This window comes from Paraburkholderia sp. SUR17, from assembly GCF_029536165.1.
In the GTDB taxonomy this organism is placed as follows: domain Bacteria; phylum Pseudomonadota; class Gammaproteobacteria; order Burkholderiales; family Burkholderiaceae; genus Paraburkholderia; species Paraburkholderia kururiensis.
This window is the reverse complement of sequence record NZ_CP120509.1, coordinates 976,984-993,856: the sequence shown is the minus strand read 5'-3', so window position 1 is coordinate 993,856 and position 16,873 is coordinate 976,984. Positions and strand designations below refer to the sequence as shown.

13 protein-coding genes and 1 pseudogene are annotated in these 16,873 nt (G+C 63.8%); 6 read left to right on the top strand and 8 right to left on the bottom strand.

Going from position 1 to position 16,873, the window contains the following annotated elements:
* Genes P2869_RS21910 through P2869_RS21900 form a run of 3 tightly spaced genes read left to right on the top strand, consistent with a single transcriptional unit; the run spans position 1 to position 2,187 of the window.
* Positions 1-1,359, top strand: coding sequence for an amidase (locus tag P2869_RS21910; RefSeq protein WP_277599538.1), 1,359 nt, complete (start codon positions 1-3; stop codon positions 1,357-1,359).
* Positions 1,356-2,021: a GntR family transcriptional regulator gene (locus tag P2869_RS21905; RefSeq protein ID WP_277599537.1), complete on the top strand. Its 666-nt coding sequence runs from the start codon at positions 1,356-1,358 to the stop codon at positions 2,019-2,021. The genes P2869_RS21910 and P2869_RS21905 overlap by 4 nt, the downstream gene beginning before the upstream one ends.
* A 22-nt stretch (positions 2,022-2,043) precedes the next feature.
* On the top strand, positions 2,044-2,187 hold the full coding sequence (locus tag P2869_RS21900) for a hypothetical protein (RefSeq protein WP_277599536.1): 144 nt from the start codon (positions 2,044-2,046) through the stop codon (positions 2,185-2,187).
* A gap of 677 nt (positions 2,188-2,864) precedes the next feature.
* Here the strand turns inward: P2869_RS21900 and P2869_RS21895 are convergent.
* Positions 2,865-3,503, bottom strand: coding sequence for a hypothetical protein (locus tag P2869_RS21895; RefSeq protein ID WP_277599535.1), 639 nt, complete (start codon positions 3,501-3,503; stop codon positions 2,865-2,867).
* A 280-nt stretch (positions 3,504-3,783) separates the two neighbouring features.
* Between P2869_RS21895 and P2869_RS21890 the strand changes: the two genes are divergently transcribed.
* Positions 3,784-5,088 (top strand): chloride channel protein, encoded by a 1,305-nt coding sequence (locus tag P2869_RS21890; RefSeq protein ID WP_126876552.1) that lies wholly within the window; start codon positions 3,784-3,786, stop codon positions 5,086-5,088.
* Positions 5,089-5,324: 236 nt separating this feature from the next.
* Here the strand turns inward: P2869_RS21890 and P2869_RS21885 are convergent.
* The 5 genes and pseudogenes from P2869_RS21885 to P2869_RS21865 all read right to left on the bottom strand — a co-directional run.
* Positions 5,325-5,600 (bottom strand): annotated as a pseudogene (locus tag P2869_RS21885) (tyrosine-type recombinase/integrase); the annotation flags it as partial.
* Positions 5,601-5,857: 257 nt separating this feature from the next.
* Positions 5,858-7,048 (bottom strand): M20 aminoacylase family protein, encoded by a 1,191-nt coding sequence (locus P2869_RS21880; RefSeq protein ID WP_277599534.1) that lies wholly within the window; start codon positions 7,046-7,048, stop codon positions 5,858-5,860.
* Positions 7,049-7,112: 64 nt separating this feature from the next.
* Positions 7,113-8,459: a DUF3100 domain-containing protein gene (locus P2869_RS21875; protein WP_277599533.1), complete on the bottom strand. Its 1,347-nt coding sequence runs from the start codon at positions 8,457-8,459 to the stop codon at positions 7,113-7,115.
* Between the two features lie 128 nt (positions 8,460-8,587).
* Entirely contained in the window at positions 8,588-10,099 is a 1,512-nt protein-coding gene (locus P2869_RS21870) for an aldehyde dehydrogenase family protein (RefSeq protein WP_277599532.1), read from the bottom strand.
* 29 nt (positions 10,100-10,128) lie between these two features.
* The gene (locus P2869_RS21865) at positions 10,129-11,139 is read right to left on the bottom strand and encodes an NAD(P)-dependent oxidoreductase (RefSeq protein ID WP_277599531.1); all 1,011 of its coding nucleotides are present in this window, start codon (positions 11,137-11,139) and stop codon (positions 10,129-10,131) included.
* Here P2869_RS21865 and P2869_RS21860 point away from each other — a divergent pair.
* Both P2869_RS21860 and P2869_RS21855 read left to right on the top strand, forming a co-directional pair.
* Positions 11,138-12,049: a LysR family transcriptional regulator gene (locus P2869_RS21860; protein ID WP_017777555.1), complete on the top strand. Its 912-nt coding sequence runs from the start codon at positions 11,138-11,140 to the stop codon at positions 12,047-12,049. The genes P2869_RS21865 and P2869_RS21860 overlap by 2 nt on opposite strands.
* 91 nt (positions 12,050-12,140) lie before the next feature.
* Complete coding sequence (locus P2869_RS21855) at positions 12,141-12,455, top strand: hypothetical protein (RefSeq protein WP_277599530.1); 315 nt, start codon at positions 12,141-12,143, stop codon at positions 12,453-12,455.
* Between the two features lie 176 nt (positions 12,456-12,631).
* On the opposite strand, the gene P2869_RS21850 is transcribed toward P2869_RS21855, so the two are convergent.
* Positions 12,632-15,730 (bottom strand): efflux RND transporter permease subunit, encoded by a 3,099-nt coding sequence (locus tag P2869_RS21850; protein WP_277599529.1) that lies wholly within the window; start codon positions 15,728-15,730, stop codon positions 12,632-12,634.
* Positions 15,727-16,857 carry an efflux RND transporter periplasmic adaptor subunit gene (locus tag P2869_RS21845; protein ID WP_277599528.1) on the bottom strand — a complete coding sequence of 377 codons (1,131 nt, stop codon included), beginning with the start codon at positions 16,855-16,857 and terminating at the stop codon, positions 15,727-15,729. Before P2869_RS21845 ends, P2869_RS21850 begins: the two co-directional genes overlap by 4 nt.
* Positions 16,858-16,873 lie beyond the last annotated feature (16 nt).

Below are 16,873 nucleotides of genomic sequence, written 5' to 3'. Positions count from 1 at the left end.
ATGACCCAGCGCGCTCGTTCCCTGCTCGCGACGCTGCTCGCGAACCGTCACGACGAGGCTGCCGCGCGTGCGACGCTCCTCGCCGCGCAGACCCGCGCCGATGCGCTCGAGCCCTGGCTTCGAGCCTTCATACATCGGCCGGATACGTACGACGTGCATAGCGCGGTGGCGCATCCACTCGCCGGCGTGCCCATCGGCGTCAAGGACCTGGCCGACACGGCCGACATGCCCACGGGCTACGGCTCGCCGGCCTACGACGGCCATCGGCCCGAGCGCGACGCGCACATCGTATCGACGATCCGCGCGCTCGGCGGCGCGATTTTCGGCAAGACCGCGACGACCGAGTTCGCCTGGCGCGGTCCGGCTGCGACCGTCAATCCCTGGAACCGTGCGCACACGCCGGGCGGTTCGTCGAGCGGATCGGCGGCGGCCGTCGCGGCGGGCATCGTGCCGCTTGCCATCGGCACGCAGACGGTCGGCTCCATCATTCGTCCGGCGGCGTACTGCGGCGTCGTCGGCTACAAGCCGTCGTATCGCGCGGTGCCGAGCGAAGGCGTGCATCCGCTTGCTGCATCGCTCGATCACGTCGGGTTCTTCGGGCGATCCGTCGAAGACGTGGCCGTGGCGCATGCACTGTTCGTCGAACGCGCGCCGCACGCGGTGGAAAGCGAATCGGCGTGGCGCGGTCACTTTCCGCGCAATACGTCCGCGCTCACGCTCGGCGTCGTTCGCACGCCGTTCTGGGACGAACTCATCGCGCCGCATCAACGCGAGAACTTCGAGGCATCGTTGCAGACGCTCGCCGAAGGCGGCGCGCGCATCGTCGAGCTGGACTATGGCGCGGACCTGCCGCGCATGCGCGAAGCGACATTGACCATCCTCGCGGTCGAGGCGTATCGCGCCATCGGCGATGTGGCCGCGCGCGCACCCGCCCTCATGAGCGAACATATGCGCGTGCTGTTGTCCGAAGGCGCGGCGATGCCGCTAGAACGGTATCAGCAAGCCTTGCTGCTGCAAGCGCACGTGCGCTCGCAGTCCGCCGCACTGATGCAGGGCTGCGACGCGCTCGTGACCCTGCCTGCCAGCGGCGAAGCGCCTCACGGACATGCGGATACCGGCGACGCCCGCTTCTGTGCGCCGTGGAGCCTCATGGGTGCGCCCGCCATCAACGTGCCCTCCGGATGGAGCGAAGCCAATCTGCCGCTCGGCTTGCAGATCGTCGGCGCGTTCGGCGATGATGCGAAGCTGCTAAGCGTGGCCGCGCGCATCGAAAGCATGCTGGAATTCGAACCACGCGCTATCGTTGCTGGATCGGCATGCGCGGCAGACAATGACAACCGCTCACGAAGACGCGCATGAGCCAGCCCTTTCGCACGATTCAGCAATACGTGCTCGGCACGTTGCGCGCCGAGATACTCAACGGCATCCATGCACCGAACACGCGGCTGCGGCAGGAAGAGATCGCCAAACGCCTGAGCGTGAGCACGACGCCAGTGCGAGAAGCGTTTCGCGACCTGCGCGCGGAAGGGCTTGTCTCCATCGATCCCAACAAGGGCGTCGTCACGCGCCCGCTCACGGCTGCGGACGTGAGCGAAATCTACGAGTTGCGCATGGTGCTCGAACCGATGCTGGCCGGGCGTGCCTGCGCGCATGCCACCGAGAGCGACCTCACCGCTGCCGCAAACGTTCATGCACAGATGTGCGCGACATCGTCGGCAGAAACGTGGGCCGTACTCAATGAAGGGTTCCACAAGCATTTGATGACGAGCGCCGCCGGCACGCGTCTCTCCGAAATGGTCGAAGGGCTGTCGCTCATCGCGCGGCCATACGTGTCGCTTTCCATGCACGTCAAAAGCGATATGCTCGACAGCAACAACCGCGAGCATGCGGATCTCCTCGACGCATTCCGCGCGCGCGATACGCGCGCCGTGCATGAGCAGACGCGCGCGCATCTCGAGAACACGCGCGATGCGATCATCGCCTGTGTGGTGCAAGCCTCGCCTTCGCAAGCCGCAGCTTGAGCAGCCATCCGATTCATACTCGATGCCGATGCTGCTCGATGTCTCGGAGGCGCTCGAAGGGGCATTTTCCACGGACGACGCCCTGCGCCGCCCTGTGCCGGACATTGACGCACTGTCTAAGCCGGTGCCTGAGCTGCGCTCTATCGTGCTCTCCCCGCCGCGCTGATCAATTGCTCGAGCACGGCCAGGTAGGCGTGATCAGATACTCGCTGCGGCTGCAGCTGCGGCTGCACGCCGCTCCACGCGTAGCGCCGCTCGCGTGGGCTCGAGCGTTTGATGCGCCAGACCAGCAGAGACAAAAGCGCGACGTTGCATGGCAGAGCCAAGGCAGCGGCGACGCCGCCGACGTGTCAACGCAACAGGTGCTCCGTGGAGCGTCGAGGTAGTCAAGGCAGATCTCCGCACCGCAGCATTAGCGCACGCGACAGTTTTTGCGAGCGATGGCGGAGGCTCCCGGAGGCGTCGCCTGTGCTCGTCAGCGGAAGCCTTCGCCTCCAAGCGGTTTCCTCAATTCGACGCCATATGGCCTTGGGGGCGGCGCCTGTTGGCTCGTTCTCAGTTGCCGCGCCTGGACATGCCCCCACCTTGAGGTTGTATCCCATCCACGCCCATCTCGGTAACCAAGGGAACCGCCTAATCGATTTACTGAGCGCACCGGAGGTCGGGGAAGATGACGTGCGTATCGCTAAATGGCTCAGCTGATCAGTTGCCCGACGCGTCACTGGCGCGGACGTCCCTTACCGGTCGTGCGTCCGTTGTTGAATGCTGAGCCGACGCCCGGACGTCAGTATGACCGCCTGACCGAACCGCCCGATGGCCCATCGACACCGGGCGCGCAGGCGCTCAAGTCTGCCGAGGGCGCGTATTGCGCTCGATGGCCATGACGGTCAGCAATAGCGTGAGGGTGGCGGCAACTCCGAGCAGCGTGCCGAAAGCATTGCGATACTCGTCAAGCTTTTCGGCCGCGCGCTTGCGGGCGTCGGCAACCTCTGCGAGGCGGTCGATGGTCATGCGCGCATACTCGCTCATCGCCGCCGCGACGTAGTGCTGCCGGTTGTCCCACTCCCACGACGTCGCGTGCTGGTCGGCCGCAGCAACCACCGCAGCAAGACCGTTGACGAAAGCGGGTCGATTTTGCACGGGAATGTCGTCGAGCCAGCCGTTCAGAACGGGCTGGCTCGTCGCATCGCTTGTCAGCACCGAGCTCAGCGGCTTCGGAATCGGAATCCCCATCGCGTTGGGAATGTTGATGCCCGCGTCATGTGCGCTGAAGAATTCGTCGTTCGCCGACTGAGTGCCCGGTACCGCGGCCAGTACCGTCGCGACGGACACGGGCGTCGCATGGTCAGGGGGAAGGGCAGTCTTGCCCACCACGATGCTCACACCCACCATCGCGATAGCGGCGAGTGCGCCGCCGAGCAGGATCTGGCACAACGCCCTCGCGACGCTGAAGAACACCCGTTTTTCGGCCTTTACAGTCATTTTTCTGACTCCCGTTTGCGGATACCGCCTTGGCGGTCCGGTTTTTGCGACAGGCGTGCTGGTCTTTCATTCGAATTACGGCGGGAGGGCATGAGCCTTGCCCGCCGATCGCAGAGAGCCATTTTGCGCGGGACAGTTCCCCAAGATTGCGCGACGCAGGATAGGGACAACCCCTCCCCCGCAGGGAACACCGCTCGTGCAGGCGACTGCTCGCAGGGATGCGCAACGGTATACTTCCGCCTTCCGCATGAACCGCACGCCCATACCAATGCCGATCCTAATGGACAAATGGTCTTTCAGGCACGCCTACAAACTGTGGCTTCACTACGGCGTCTTCTGGATGGGGGCCGTTACCGCAGGGCTCGTCGCGGTACTGTATGCCCGCCTGATCGATTTTGGATACACCCTCTTTCTCACGTACCTGGCGCACAATCGCTGGCTGCCGTTGCTCGTCACACCGGCGATCAGTGCGCTATGTGTGTGGATCACGAGACGCTTCTTCGAAGGAGCGGAAGGCAGCGGCATTCCGCAGGTCATCGCCGCGTTGCACGGCCCGCGGGAATTGGGCCAGCGGCTGCTCACGCTCCCCATTCTCGTCGGCAAGATCCTTGTTTCGTTTCTCGCTATCATGGGTGGACTGACGATCGGCCGCGAAGGGCCGACCATTCATGTGGGCGCCGCACTGATGTTCAGCCTGCGGCAGTTCTACCCGGCGCGTTTTCGGGCAATCAGCGGGGCGGCACTCGAGCGCAAGCTAGCGCTGGCCGGCGCGGCGGCTGGCCTCTCGGCGGCCTTCAACGCGCCGCTCGCCGGGGTGGTCTTTGCCATCGAGGAACTCACGCGCAGTTTCGAACAGCGCACGAGCGGCGTGCTGATTACCGCGATCATCTTCGCGGGCGTCGTATCACTGGGTCTGCAGGGCAACTACGTCTATTTCGGCACAATCGAGATCGGCTCGCACCTGCCAGATCTCCTTGTTGCGGCCGTGCCGCTGATCGGCGTAATCGCAGGGGTGGCCGGTGGCGTTTTTTGCTGGCTGCTGCTGAACACGAAGCGCTGGATGCCGCCCAGCGTGCTGCAGATGCGCCTCGATCGCCCGGTCATGTTTGGCGCGCTCTGCGGACTCATCATCGCAGTGATCGGCGTCGTCAGCTCAGGGCATACGTTCGGTAGCGGATACGCGGAAGCGCGTTCGATGCTGGAAGGGCACGGAGAATTCACAGCGCTCTATCCCGTGTTCAAGATGGTCACGATGGTGGGCTCTTATCTGCCCGGCTCGCCAGGCGGCCTCTTTGCGCCGTCGCTGGCAATCGGCGCAGGTATCGGCAATTCCGTTCACATGGTGTTCTCGCAGATGCAACTGCCCATGCTGATCGCGCTCGGCATGGTCGGCTATCTCGCAGCAGTCACGCAAAGCCCCATTACGGCGTTCGTCATCGTGATTGAGATGATCAACGGCCACGCCCTCGTTATCTCCCTGATGGCGACGGCATTGATTGCCAGCCGGGTATCGCGGCTCTTCGCTCCCCCCTTGTACGAAGCGCTATCGGAACGCTACGCGGCGCCGCGGCATGCGCCTTCATGACCGCGCCGTAGACATTGCCCGTCAACACGCGGGCCCGCCGCGCATCCGGCTGCAGTGCCCTCGCCAATACCGACATCTGCGGCGCCATGATGGCCACGAACGCGACGGTAGAGGTTGGCGAGCGAACGTCCGCCATCTACTGCGGAACGACCGTTTTCACGTCCCAGGCTGCACGGTGATGAATGACAGCAGGTGGCCGGGCAGCGACCCGACGCCGTCCGGCCTACGTCCCCACACACGTCGGTTTGCTCAGCCATCTCGAGCGCATCATCGACCTCAATTCCGAGGTATCGAACCGTGCTCGCTAGCTTCGTGTGTACGAGCAGTAACTGAACTGCCCTCAGATTTTTCGTGCGACGATCAATCAGCGAAGCCTTGGTCCGGCGCATCGTATGCGCTCCGTAAGCCGCATCATCCAGTCCGATCGCTCGTATCCAGCGATGGACCAGTCGGGCGTATTCTCGCGTCGACAGGTGCGGCGAGTCGTGGATGCGCCCCGGAAACAGATAGTCGCCGCCCGAAAGCGCTGCGGCCCGAGCCCTCAGGTCAAGCTGCCCTGCGCCTCGTACGTGTGAGGCTCCAGGGGACCTCCCGAAAGAGCTCACGGTCAATCGGGTTTGAATCGCGTGCAAAGGGAACGGCATCGCAGATGCCAGTGCAGTATTCTTCTACCCGCCTCCGCCAATATTCTTTCCCCTTTGTCCAATACCTGCCACACCGTCAGTCGCGCCACCACGACGGAACCGTGGCATGCGTGCAGTCCTCAGAACTACGTCTGAAGGAAACGCTCAACCAGCCTGACAAAGTAGCGCGCGCCGATGGTCAGCAGTTCGTCGTTGAAATCGTAGCTGCTGTTATGCAGCAGACACGGGCCGCCGCCATGTCCCATCTCGCGATGGTCGCCCATGCCGTTGCCGAGGAACGCATAACAGCCCGGCCGTGCCTTCAGCATGAACGAGAAGTCTTCGGCGGCCATCGTGGGATCGACCGCTGGGTCGACTTTCTCAGTACCGACCACCTCGCGCATCACCTCGACCGCGAACGCGGTCTGTGCTGGGTCGTTGACTGTCGGCGGATAGTTGCGGTCGAACGCAATCTCGTATTCGCAATCGAATGCTGTGGCGGTCGCCGCGACGACTGCGCGCAGGCGTGATTCGATCAGGTCGAGCATCGCCGTCGTGAATGTGCGCACGGTGCCGCCGAGCCAGGCGTCGGCCGGCACGACGTTTTGCGCCTCGCCCGCATGAATCTGCGTGACGGACAACGCAGCGGCTTCCACCGGATTCTTGTTGCGCGACACGATACTTTGAAGCGCGAGCAGCACATGGCCCGCGGCGATGACGGGGTCGCGGCCAAGGTGCGGCATCGCGCCATGGCAGCCTGCACCACGCAGCGTGATTTTGAAGAGACTCGTCGAGGCCATCAGCGGCCCCGGACGAACCGCAAAATGGCCAGTGGGAATGCCGGGCCAGTTGTGTACGCCGAATACGGCATCGACTGGAAAGCGTTCGAACAGGCCGTCGTCGATCATCGCCCGCGCACCTGCACCCGCCTCTTCAGCGGGTTGGAAAATGAAATGCACGGTGCCGTCGAAGTCGCCATGGCTCGCCAGGTGCCGGGCCGCACCAAGCAGCATCGCCGTATGACCATCGTGTCCACACGCGTGCATCACACCGGCCACCGTCGAGCGATGCGCGAACGTATTGGTTTCCTGCATGGGCAAGGCGTCCATGTCCGCGCGCAGACCGATCGAGCGCGTGCCCGCGCCGCGGCGCAGCGTGCCGACCACGCCAGTCCTGCCGACGCCCCGCGTCACCTCGATGCCCCACTCTTCCAGCTTGCGCGCCACCAGGTTCGATGTCCGGAAAACCTCGTAGCCGAGTTCGGGATGCGCGTGGATATCGCGCCGAAGCGCTTTGAGAGCAGGCGCAAGCGCTTCGATGTCAGCCGTCGGTGTCATGTCGTAACAGATGGAATACAACGAGGTGCAGCCGGGGGAACGTCGGCTGCACGCAGAGGACAGGTCAGATGTGGAAGATCTGTGCGACGAGTGCGGCGCCGATGAATGTGCCGGCGTTGGCGACGAACGACACGAGCACGATGCGCCAGCCGAGCCGGCGGAACGCCGGGATGTCCTTTGCGATCGAAAGGCCGGCGAAGGTCAGCATTGGCGTCACGACGCCCAGGAAGTCGTTCTTTGCGCTCATCGCCGCGATCTGCGACGCCCACGGGCACAGAGGCGAAGTCATGAACATCGCGACAATCGACACCCAGCACACCGCCGGAATCTTGCGTCGTGTAGCAGTCGACAACGCATCACCGATTATGGTGGCGAGTACCATGAAGCCCATACCCGGCAGCCCTTGCAGCGGTGTCGTGCCGTGCGTGATCCAGTCGCACACGAGCGAGAAGATCGCGGTCAAACCCCAAGCCGCGATCTTGCCTGAATAGCTCAGCGAGGGTGCTTCGGTCTGGACGTCGCCGAGCTTCGGGCGCGCTGCATCCACAGCTTCGGATGCGCCCGATGCCTTCGTCGTACGCCCGATGAGCGGTTCGAGCACGCGATAACCGAACACCGCGAGCGGCAGGGAGATGAACAGCGTGAAATACGTGCCGATGGTCGTCGTGATCAGGTTGCTGGCCGCAGCAAAAGTCAGCACGTCCCTTGCGACTTCCGGCGACTGCTGTGCCGCCGCGATCGCACCAGACGCAGCAGCCATCATGCTGCCCGAGCCGACGCCCGCGCCCATGGCGAGCGCCAGCGGATGGAAGATGTTCAGGCTCGCCACAAAGCCCGCGAAAATGGCGATGAACACGGCCCCAAACACCGTGCCCGTCAGATATTCGGCCAGCACGCCGCGGCCTTCCGCCGAATTCATCCCATATTTTTCGCCGATGATGGCAAGACTAGGTTCACGGCCCACGGAAAACGTTGCGCCGATGGCTTCGCGCTTGATGCCGAGGAGCAGCGCAAGCGGCAAGCCCAGCAGGATCGTGCCGACGAAGTGTCCGAGTTCCTGAAAGGCGAGCGCCCAGCCGGCTGCGGCGAGCTTCGGCAATGCGCTGCCGACCATCAGACCGAGCTTCGATACGAAAAGCAGCAACGCAGGCTGTAGCACGGCGGCAGCCAGAAACTGCGTCTTCACGTCCAGCCGCATGCTGCTACGCCAGCGCTCCGATACCAGCCCCAGCGCGCCGCCCATCAACAGGGCCCAGACCATCGGCAACAGCACCACCTTGCCCGGCCCCACCTTGAACGTGAATGCGCCGATGCACTGCGCGACCAGCAGGATCGCAGCCGCGTAGACCAGCAATTTTGCGCCCCTGAAACCGCTGCCCGATGCACCGTCCGTCGTTATCGTGTGTTCCATGCTGGTCTCCGCCCCAGGGCACAATGGCCCGATATCAAGGTTATCAAGCTTGTCGTCTTCGTCGAACAACTCAACTGAGTTTATGGCGCAACCTGCCTGCGCCCCCCCTGGGCGCAGGCAGGTTGCGCTCACAGATAGCCGAACGCGGTCGACGGCGCCTTTGCCGTTTCAACCCACACGCTCTTGGTCTGCGTGTACTCGTACAACGCCTCGACGCCGCTCGAACGGCCATAACCGCTCATGCCGTAACCACCGAACGGCGAAGCCACGTTGATCGTCTTGTAGCCATTGACCCAGAACGTACCCGCGTCGACCTGTGCGGCCACGCGATGCGCGCGCGCCACGTCGTTCGTCCACACCGCGCCGGCCAGGCCGAAGTCCGTGTCGTTGGCGATGGCGATCGCTTCTTCCTCTGTGTCGAACGGAATCGCGACCACCACAGGCCCGAAGATTTCGGTGCGCGCCACGTCCATCTGATTGTTCACGTTCGCGAGTACGGTCGGCGAAACGAAATAGCCGCCGTGCGACTTCTCCGCCGATCCGGCCGCGAGCGTCGCGCCCGCTTCTACCCCGCTCGCGATCATCTTCATCACATGATCGTACTGGGCGCGATTGCAGATAGGGCCGACTTCGGTGGCGTCGTCGGTCGGTACACCGACCTTGATCTTCTTCGCACCCGTGGACACCATCGCGACAAACTGCTCGTAGATCGAACGCTGAACGAGCAGACGTGAGCCCGCCACGCAACTCTGACCCGCTCCCGCGAAGATCGCGGCCTGTGCGGTGAGCGCCGCGCGCTTCAGGTCCGCATCCTCGAACACGATGTTGGCCGACTTGCCGCCCAGTTCCAGCACGCAGGGCAGTACGCGCTTGGCCGCCGCTTCCGCGATGCGGGCACCGGTTGCCGGAGAGCCTACGAACACGACCTTCCTGATGACCCTGTGCGCAATCGCCGCCTGCGCGATGGTGTGGCCATAGCCCGCGAGCACGTTGATCAGCCCCTTCGGCACGCCGGCACGCTCGGCGAGCATGCCGACGGCGAGCGAACTGAACGGCGTGAGTTCCGACGGCTTGAGCAGCACCGCGTTGCCCATCGAAATGGCCGGCGCGAGCTGCCAGCCGCAGGTGAACACCGGCGCGTTCCACGGCGTAATCTGAAGCACGGTGCCCGCAGGCTCGCGGCGCGTGTAGTTCAGATGCGAAGTGGGCACCGGAATCACGTCGCCGTAAAACTTGTCGGCCCAGCCGCCGTAGTACTCGAACATTTCGGCGACCTTCGCGACTTCACCGCGGCAATCGCGGATCGGTTTGCCCGCGCCGAGCGATTCGAGGCGTGCCAGCTGTTCGGCATGCTGACGAATATGACGGGCCACCTCAAACATCGTGCGGCCGCGCGCGGCATGCGTCAGCGACCACCACTGCTGTTGCGCAGTCTGCGCCGCCGAAGCCGCGAGCGCGACGATTTCGGCTCCGCCATCACGGTAGGCGATGCTCTTCTCGCCGGAAGCGGCGTCGTACAGCTGGATGGTTTCGCCCCTGCCTTCGACCAGTTCCCCGTTCACATACGAACCCACGGTTTCTGCATTCGGGAAGAAGTGCTGAAATGCCTTGAGCAGGTTATCTGCGATGCTGTGTTCCATAGCGTTTCCTCGTTGTATTCCGTGAGCGCTCATTGCCCGTCGACGAACTGAACGATGCGATTGAAATCTTCTGCATCGCCAATCGATTCCTCGCTCTTCGCCCACAGCCGTCCCGCTTCTTTCGCGACCGGCGCGCTGACGTTCTGGCTCCGCAGCAGCTCAAGCGCGAGGCGCATGTCCTTGCGCATCAGTTTCATCGTGAAACCCGAGTCGAATTTCCCGTTGAGGATCCACGTCGGGTAATTGGTCAGCGTCGCGCTGTTCCTGCCGGAGCCGCCGCTCAGCGCTTCGATCAGACGCGCGCCATCCACGCCCGCGGACTCCGCTGCGCGGACTGCTTCGCTCGTCACCAGCAGATGAACGCCCGTCAGGAGGTTGTTGATGAGCTTGGTGACGTGGCCCGCGCCCACCGGCCCGACGTGAACCTGCTTCGCGCTGATTGCGGAGAGAATCGGCCGCACGGCGGCGATATGTTCATCGGCACCGCCCAGCACCATCGTCATGGTGGCCGTGGCGGCGCCCTTCGGACCTCCGCTCACCGGACCATCGATGAACGCAACGCCACATTCCGCGAGTGCGGCAGCGACCTTGCGCGTGCTGTTCGGGTCGGCGGTCGTCGTGTCAATCACGGTCAGACCGCGTTTCGCATGGGACGCTACGCCGCCATCGCCGAGCACGACCTGCTCGACGATCGCCGATGTCGGCAGCGAGAGGATCAGCACGTCGACCGCGGCGGCGATTTCCGCGACTGATGCGCAAGGCCGCACACCCTCTTCGCCCAGCTTCCTCGCGCTGTCCTGGCTGGTATCGAATCCAAACACGTCGAAGCCTGCCCGCTTCAGCGACAGGGCCATCCCGCGCCCCATGTTTCCGAGTCCGACGACACCTACCGCTTTCATTTCTGCGCTCCTGGTCAGTACATTGAGATGCGCCTGGCTCGAGGCCTGGTCCGCTCCGTTGACGTCGATATTCGGCGCATTGACCGTTTCAACCAATAAGTGCCAATATTCGAATCGTTCTAATAATTCGAACACCACCATGGCAGACAGCCTGACCGAAAGCCGGATCACCTATTTTTTCGAAGCGGTGCGTTGCGGCACGATCCGCGCAGCGGCTGACTGGCTCGATGTCGCACCCTCTGCCGTAAGCCGCCAGATCACCTTGCTGGAAAAGGAACTCGACGCCCCGCTGATCGAACGTCACGCCCGTGGCGTTACACCGACCGAGGCCGGCCAGTTCGTCATCCAGTATTTTCGGGAGCAGCGCGCGCATCGCGAAGACCTGTTGTCCCGACTGCAGGAACTGCGCGGCCTGCGTACCGGCCGCGTCAGCGTGGTGCTGGGAGAAGGATTCGTATCCGACATGCTGTCGGGACCGATGCAGCATTTCTGCAGACAGTATCCGAACATCAAGGTCAATCTCGACGTGGGCAGCACGAACGACGTGGTGACGAAGATTGCGGAGGACGAGGGAGACATCGGCCTCGTCTACAATCCGCCGAACGAACCGCGCATCGTATCGCGTGCGTTCCGCCAGCAGCCGATGATGGCCATCGTCGGCACCAGGATGGCGCGCACGATCAGGCGCAAGAGTCTTACGGTGCAGGAACTGGCGTCGTATCCGATTGCCGCGACCCATGCCACCTATGGCACACGGCAAATGCTGCAGGCGGTCGAGTTCGCCGAGAAGATCACGCTGGAGCTGGCCGTCACGACCAACTCCATCAACATCATGAAGCAGTTCGCTCTTTCCGAACTCGGGATCGTGGTGCTACCGGCTTTTGCTGTTGCCGGCGAACTCAAGGCTGGGCAACTGAAGGCCATTCCCATCGAACACCCGATTCTTCAGAACGCCGAAGCACATCTCGTGACGCGTGTGGGACGCACGTTGTCCGTTGCATCGAACAAGATGCTGCAGATGATCTCGTCGCAAATGAGCGCGTTTCGCTAGGCGGTCGCGGCAGGAGCAGCCCCCGGCCCAGGACGAGGACAAGGACAGCGGAGATCAACATGGACAACAATCGGGCAGCACTTCGGTTTTCATGCCGTGCAAACAGGTGGACGCCGTGGTGATGGGCGCGTCCCCCATCGACGCGAAGGTGGCAATCATCGCCTCCGGCGGACTGAGTCACTTTCTGTGCGAAGCGGCGTTCGACCGACAGACCATCGATGCCATCAAGAACCGCGACAAGGTCACGCTGACCAGCATTCCACAGCAGTCGCTTTGCTCGGGGTCGTCCGAAATCCGAAACTGGATCACGGTGGCCGGTGCCATCGGCGAACTGGAGTGTATTGGCGGCTTTATCGATGTGTCGATGCTCGATTCAGCCATCGTCACGATGGGTCGAACCTGCTGATCGCAGGACATGTTTCCGTACCGTCGTCGTTTCCTGAGTGGATGTCGGTGATGGAATGTGCCGCGGCTCCGGAAGTGTTTGCGTCAGCCGGACGTACGCACGCTGTTGTTTGATGGAGAACCGGGCCGCAACGGCGCGGCCCGGGGGTGGCATTGCGGGCATGCACGTGGCGACGCTTATGCAACCGCTGTCTCGCTCTCCACATGGGGAGCCGGTGCATCGCCGGCATCGGGCCGGATCTTGAACCAGATCGAGTACATCGCCGGCAGAAAGACCAGCGTCAGGATCGTGCCCGCGAACGTTCCGCCGATCAGCGTGTAGGCGAGCGTGCCCCAGAACACCGAATGGGTCAGCGGGATGAAGGCGAGCATCGCAGCGAGCGCCGTCAAGATGACCGGCCGGGACCGCTGGATGGTGGCCTCCACCACCGCATGGAACGGCGTCATCCCTTCGCGCCCGTTATGCTCGATCTGTCCGATCAGGATCAGCGTGTTGCGCATCAGGATGCCCGACAGCGCAATGAGCCCGACGAGTGCATTGATGCCGAACGGCTGATTGAACAGCAGCAGCGTGGGTACCACGCCGATCAATCCGAGCGGACTCGTCGCGAACACCATCATCGTGGCGGCAATCGAGCGCGTCTGGAAGATGATGATGAGCAGCGTCAGCGCAATCATGATCGGAAAGAGCGGCACGAGCGCCTTCGTCGCCTTGCCCGATTCTTCGATGGAACCGGCCTCCTCGATCCGGTAGCCCTCCGGAAGTTTCGCGATGATGGGTTGCAGCCTGGCCAGCATCGCCGTGGACACGTCGGGCGGTTGCAGGTCTTCCGCGATATCACCGCGCACCGTGATGGTGGGCGTGCGATCGCGACGGCGCAGGATCGGGTCCTCCATGCGGATATCGACCTTGCCCACCTGTGAGAGCGGCACGCGCTGTCCTGCCGAGCCGACCAGCGTGAATCCGCTGATGCGGTTGGGATCGAGCCGAATCTCGCCGGCCGATCGCGCGACGACTTCCACCGAACGGATGTCCTCGCGCACGTTCGTCACCGGGATGCCGGTCAGCAGGAACTGCAACTGCTGCGCAACCGAACTGGAGGTCAGACCGACCGCCGCGAGCCGATCCTGGTCCAGCGTAAAGTGCACCGTGGGCACGAGCGGACCCCAGTCGGTATTCACGGTTCGCATCATGGGGCTTCCATTCATGACGCCTTCCACCTGCGCGGCGATGGTGCGCAACGTGCGGGCGTCCGGTCCCATGACACGGAACGCGACGGGATACGGCGAGTACGGGCCGAACACGAGCTGCGTCACGCGCACCTGGGCTGCGGGCACCAGCCCTTCGGCAACCGCTTCGCGCAGACGGAATTTGAGCGCCTCGCGCTCTTTCTCGTCATTCGTGCGGATCACGATTTTGGCGAACGACGGGTCGGGCAATTCCGGAGACATCGCCAGATAGAAGCGCGGCGCGCCTTGCCCGATGTACGAGGTCACGATCTTTGCTTCGGGCTGCTTAGCGAGCCATCCCTCCACCTTGCCCGCGGCCGCGGAGGTCTGCTCGATCGAGGTGCCATAGGGCATCTGCACTTCGACCATCACCTCGGGGCGGTCGGAGGTCGGGAAGAACTGCTTCTTCACCACGCCCATGCCCATCACCGCCACCACGAAAGCCCCCACCACGATACCCGCCACCATCCACTTGCGCTGAACCACACGCACGAGGAAGCGGCGAAAGCGCTGGTAATTCGGCGTGTTGTAGATCGCCTCGTGGCCGCCCTCGATCTTCGGAATGTCCGGCAACAGCTTGACGCCGAGATACGGCGTGAACACGACCGCCACGATCCACGAAGTGATCAGCGCGATGCCCACGATCCAGAACATGTTGCTGGTGTATTCGCCGGCCGTGGAGCGCGCAAAGCCGTTCGGCATAAAGCCCACCGCCGTGACAAGCGTGCCGGAGAGCATCGGCGCGGCCGTGTGGCTCCATGCGTAGGCCGATGCCTGCACGCGGCTGTAGCCCTCCTCCATTTTCACGACCATCATTTCGATGGCGATGATGGCGTCGTCCACCAGCAGCCCGAGCGCGAGGATCAGCGAGCCGAGCGTGATGCGGTCGAAATTCTTGCCGGTGGCAGCCATGACGACGAACACCCCGGCGAGCGTCAACGGCACGGCCGCCGACACCACGATGCCCACGCGCCAGCCCATGCTCACGAAGCTCACGATCATGACCACGAGCAGCGCGACGAAGAACTTGACCATGAACTCGTCGATGGCCGAATGGATGTTCACAGCCTGGTCGGTCACCTTCGTCAGGCTCATGCCGAGCGGCAGGCCCGTGTTGATCTTCGCCACTTCCTTGTCGAGTGCCTCGCCGAGGTTCAGCCCGTTCCAGCCGTCGCGCATGACGACACCGAGCAGCAACGCCGGTTCTCCACTATTGCGTATCTGGAAAGTGGCCGGGTCTTCGTAGCCGCGCTCGACGGTAGCCACGTCAGAAAGCTTCAGCGTGCGGCCCTGCACGACGATGGGCGTGTCGCGAATTTTCTGCAACTTGTCGAAGGCGCCCTCCACGCGAATGAACACCTGCGCGCCGGCCGTATCGATCGAACCGGCCGGCGTCAGGACGTTCTGGCCGTTCAACGCAGCGAAGATGTCCTGCGGCGTCACGCCGAGCGTGGCGAGGCGGTCATGCGAGAACGAGATGAAGATGCGTTCGGCCTGTTCGCCCACGATGTTCACCTTCTTCACGCCCGGCACGTGAAAGAGCCGCTGACGAAGGTCTTCGGCATCGCGCACGAGCAACCGCTCGGGCTGCCCTTTCGCTTTCAGCGCGAACAAGGCGAAGGTAACGTCCGAGTACTCGTCGTTGACGAGCGGGCCGATCACGCCGGCCGGCAAATTGCTGGCCTCGTCGGAGAGCTTTTTGCGCGCCTGGTAAAACTCTTCGGGAACCTCGCCGGGCGGCGTGCTATCCAGCAACGTTACCGTCGTGAACGCGAGGCCCGGACGCGTATAGGTTTCCGTGCGGTCGTACCAGCGCAGTTCCTGCATGCGCTTTTCGAGCGGCTCGGCCACCTGGTCCTGCATCTCCTGTGCCGTGGCGCCCGGCCATGCCGTGATGACCGTCATCGACTTGACCGTGAACGGCGGGTCTTCGGCTCGCCCCAGCTTGAAGAAGGCGACGATGCCGGCAACGGAGATGAGGATGATGAGGAACAGCGTGACGGACCGCTCACGAACCGCGAGGGCCGACAGATTGAAGCCGCTCATTGCGTGTCCCCTTTCTGGGCGACCGAAGCCGTGGCCATGCTGTCATCGGCCAGTCGCACCTTTTCGCCGTCGTGAAGCAGGTGAGCACCCAGCGCGACCACCCGTTCGCCTTCGCGAAGGTCGCCTATGACCGTCACGGTATCTGTGCCCAGCGCCGTGACGCGCACCTTGTGCCAGGACGCGTGCGCCGGAGCGCCCTCGATCGTCCAGACGCCGGTGCCCGTGCCCGGGTCGAACACCGCGCCCGCCGGCACCTCCAGCGCGGCCTCGTGCTGGCCGCCCTCACCGGCCGGGCGCGGTAGATCGATGGTCACAGTGGCACCGAGCGGCGCATCGGCAAGCGCCCCGCCAAGAACGTACCTGGCCTCGTAGGTGCGCGTGAGCCGGTCGGCGGAATCCGAGAGCTGGCGCAACGTGGCGGGCACCGCCTTCTTGCCGGCGCCGTAGAGCGTTGCCTGCGCAATCGAACCCGCAGCCGGGCGCAGCGTTTCGGGGAGTTGCACGACGGCTTCGCGCGGCCCTGCGTGCGCCAGGCGCACGACAATCTGCCCCGCACTGACCACCTGACCCGGCTCGGCGAGGGTCTCGACAATCACGCCGTCGGCGTCCGCTACGAGAACGGCGTATCCCACCGCGTTGCTCGCGAGGTCGGCCTGTGCTTTCGCATCGGTGAGTTGGGCTCGTGCCGCGTCGGCGGCCGCCTTGAGTTGTTCGTATGTCGATGCCGAAACCGCACCCGCCGCCACAAGGCTGCGATAACGGGCCTCGTCGTCCGCGGTCTGCGTGGCGCGCGCCTGCGCAGCGTCGACAAGCTGCCGTTGCGAGCGCGCCTGCAGCCCAAGATCGATCGGATCGATGCGCATCAGGGGCTGGCCGCGCTTGACCGTCTGGCCTACGTCGACCAGACGCTCGATGACTTTTCCCTGAACGCGGAAGCCGAGATCGCTTTGGACGCGGGCGCCCACCACGCCCGTGAACGAGCGGCTCGCGCCCGGGGCCTGCTGGACGATGCTGGCGCGCACCAGCGGAATCTCGGTGCGCGGGTCGGAGACATGCCCGTCACCGCATGCCGCAAGAGCAAGCGATGTCAGGCTCAGTGTGTAAAGAAGATGACGACGCCGAAACATGAGGTCGCTCCTTGCG

Coding starts and splice junctions, on each gene's coding strand:
- P2869_RS21910 (WP_277599538.1), top strand. CDS start 1: ATGACCCAGCGCGCTCGTTCCCTGCTCGCGACGCTGCTCGCGAACCGT.
- P2869_RS21905 (WP_277599537.1), top strand. CDS start 1,356: ATGAGCCAGCCCTTTCGCACGATTCAGCAATACGTGCTCGGCACGTTG.
- P2869_RS21900 (WP_277599536.1), top strand. CDS start 2,044: ATGCCGATGCTGCTCGATGTCTCGGAGGCGCTCGAAGGGGCATTTTCC.
- P2869_RS21895 (WP_277599535.1), bottom strand. CDS start 3,503: ATGACTGTAAAGGCCGAAAAACGGGTGTTCTTCAGCGTCGCGAGGGCG.
- P2869_RS21890 (WP_126876552.1), top strand. CDS start 3,784: ATGGACAAATGGTCTTTCAGGCACGCCTACAAACTGTGGCTTCACTAC.
- P2869_RS21880 (WP_277599534.1), bottom strand. CDS start 7,048: ATGACACCGACGGCTGACATCGAAGCGCTTGCGCCTGCTCTCAAAGCG.
- P2869_RS21875 (WP_277599533.1), bottom strand. CDS start 8,459: ATGGAACACACGATAACGACGGACGGTGCATCGGGCAGCGGTTTCAGG.
- P2869_RS21870 (WP_277599532.1), bottom strand. CDS start 10,099: ATGGAACACAGCATCGCAGATAACCTGCTCAAGGCATTTCAGCACTTC.
- P2869_RS21860 (WP_017777555.1), top strand. CDS start 11,138: ATGGCAGACAGCCTGACCGAAAGCCGGATCACCTATTTTTTCGAAGCG.
- P2869_RS21865 (WP_277599531.1), bottom strand. CDS start 11,139: ATGGTGGTGTTCGAATTATTAGAACGATTCGAATATTGGCACTTATTG.
- P2869_RS21855 (WP_277599530.1), top strand. CDS start 12,141: ATGCCGTGCAAACAGGTGGACGCCGTGGTGATGGGCGCGTCCCCCATC.
- P2869_RS21850 (WP_277599529.1), bottom strand. CDS start 15,730: ATGAGCGGCTTCAATCTGTCGGCCCTCGCGGTTCGTGAGCGGTCCGTC.
- P2869_RS21845 (WP_277599528.1), bottom strand. CDS start 16,857: ATGTTTCGGCGTCGTCATCTTCTTTACACACTGAGCCTGACATCGCTT.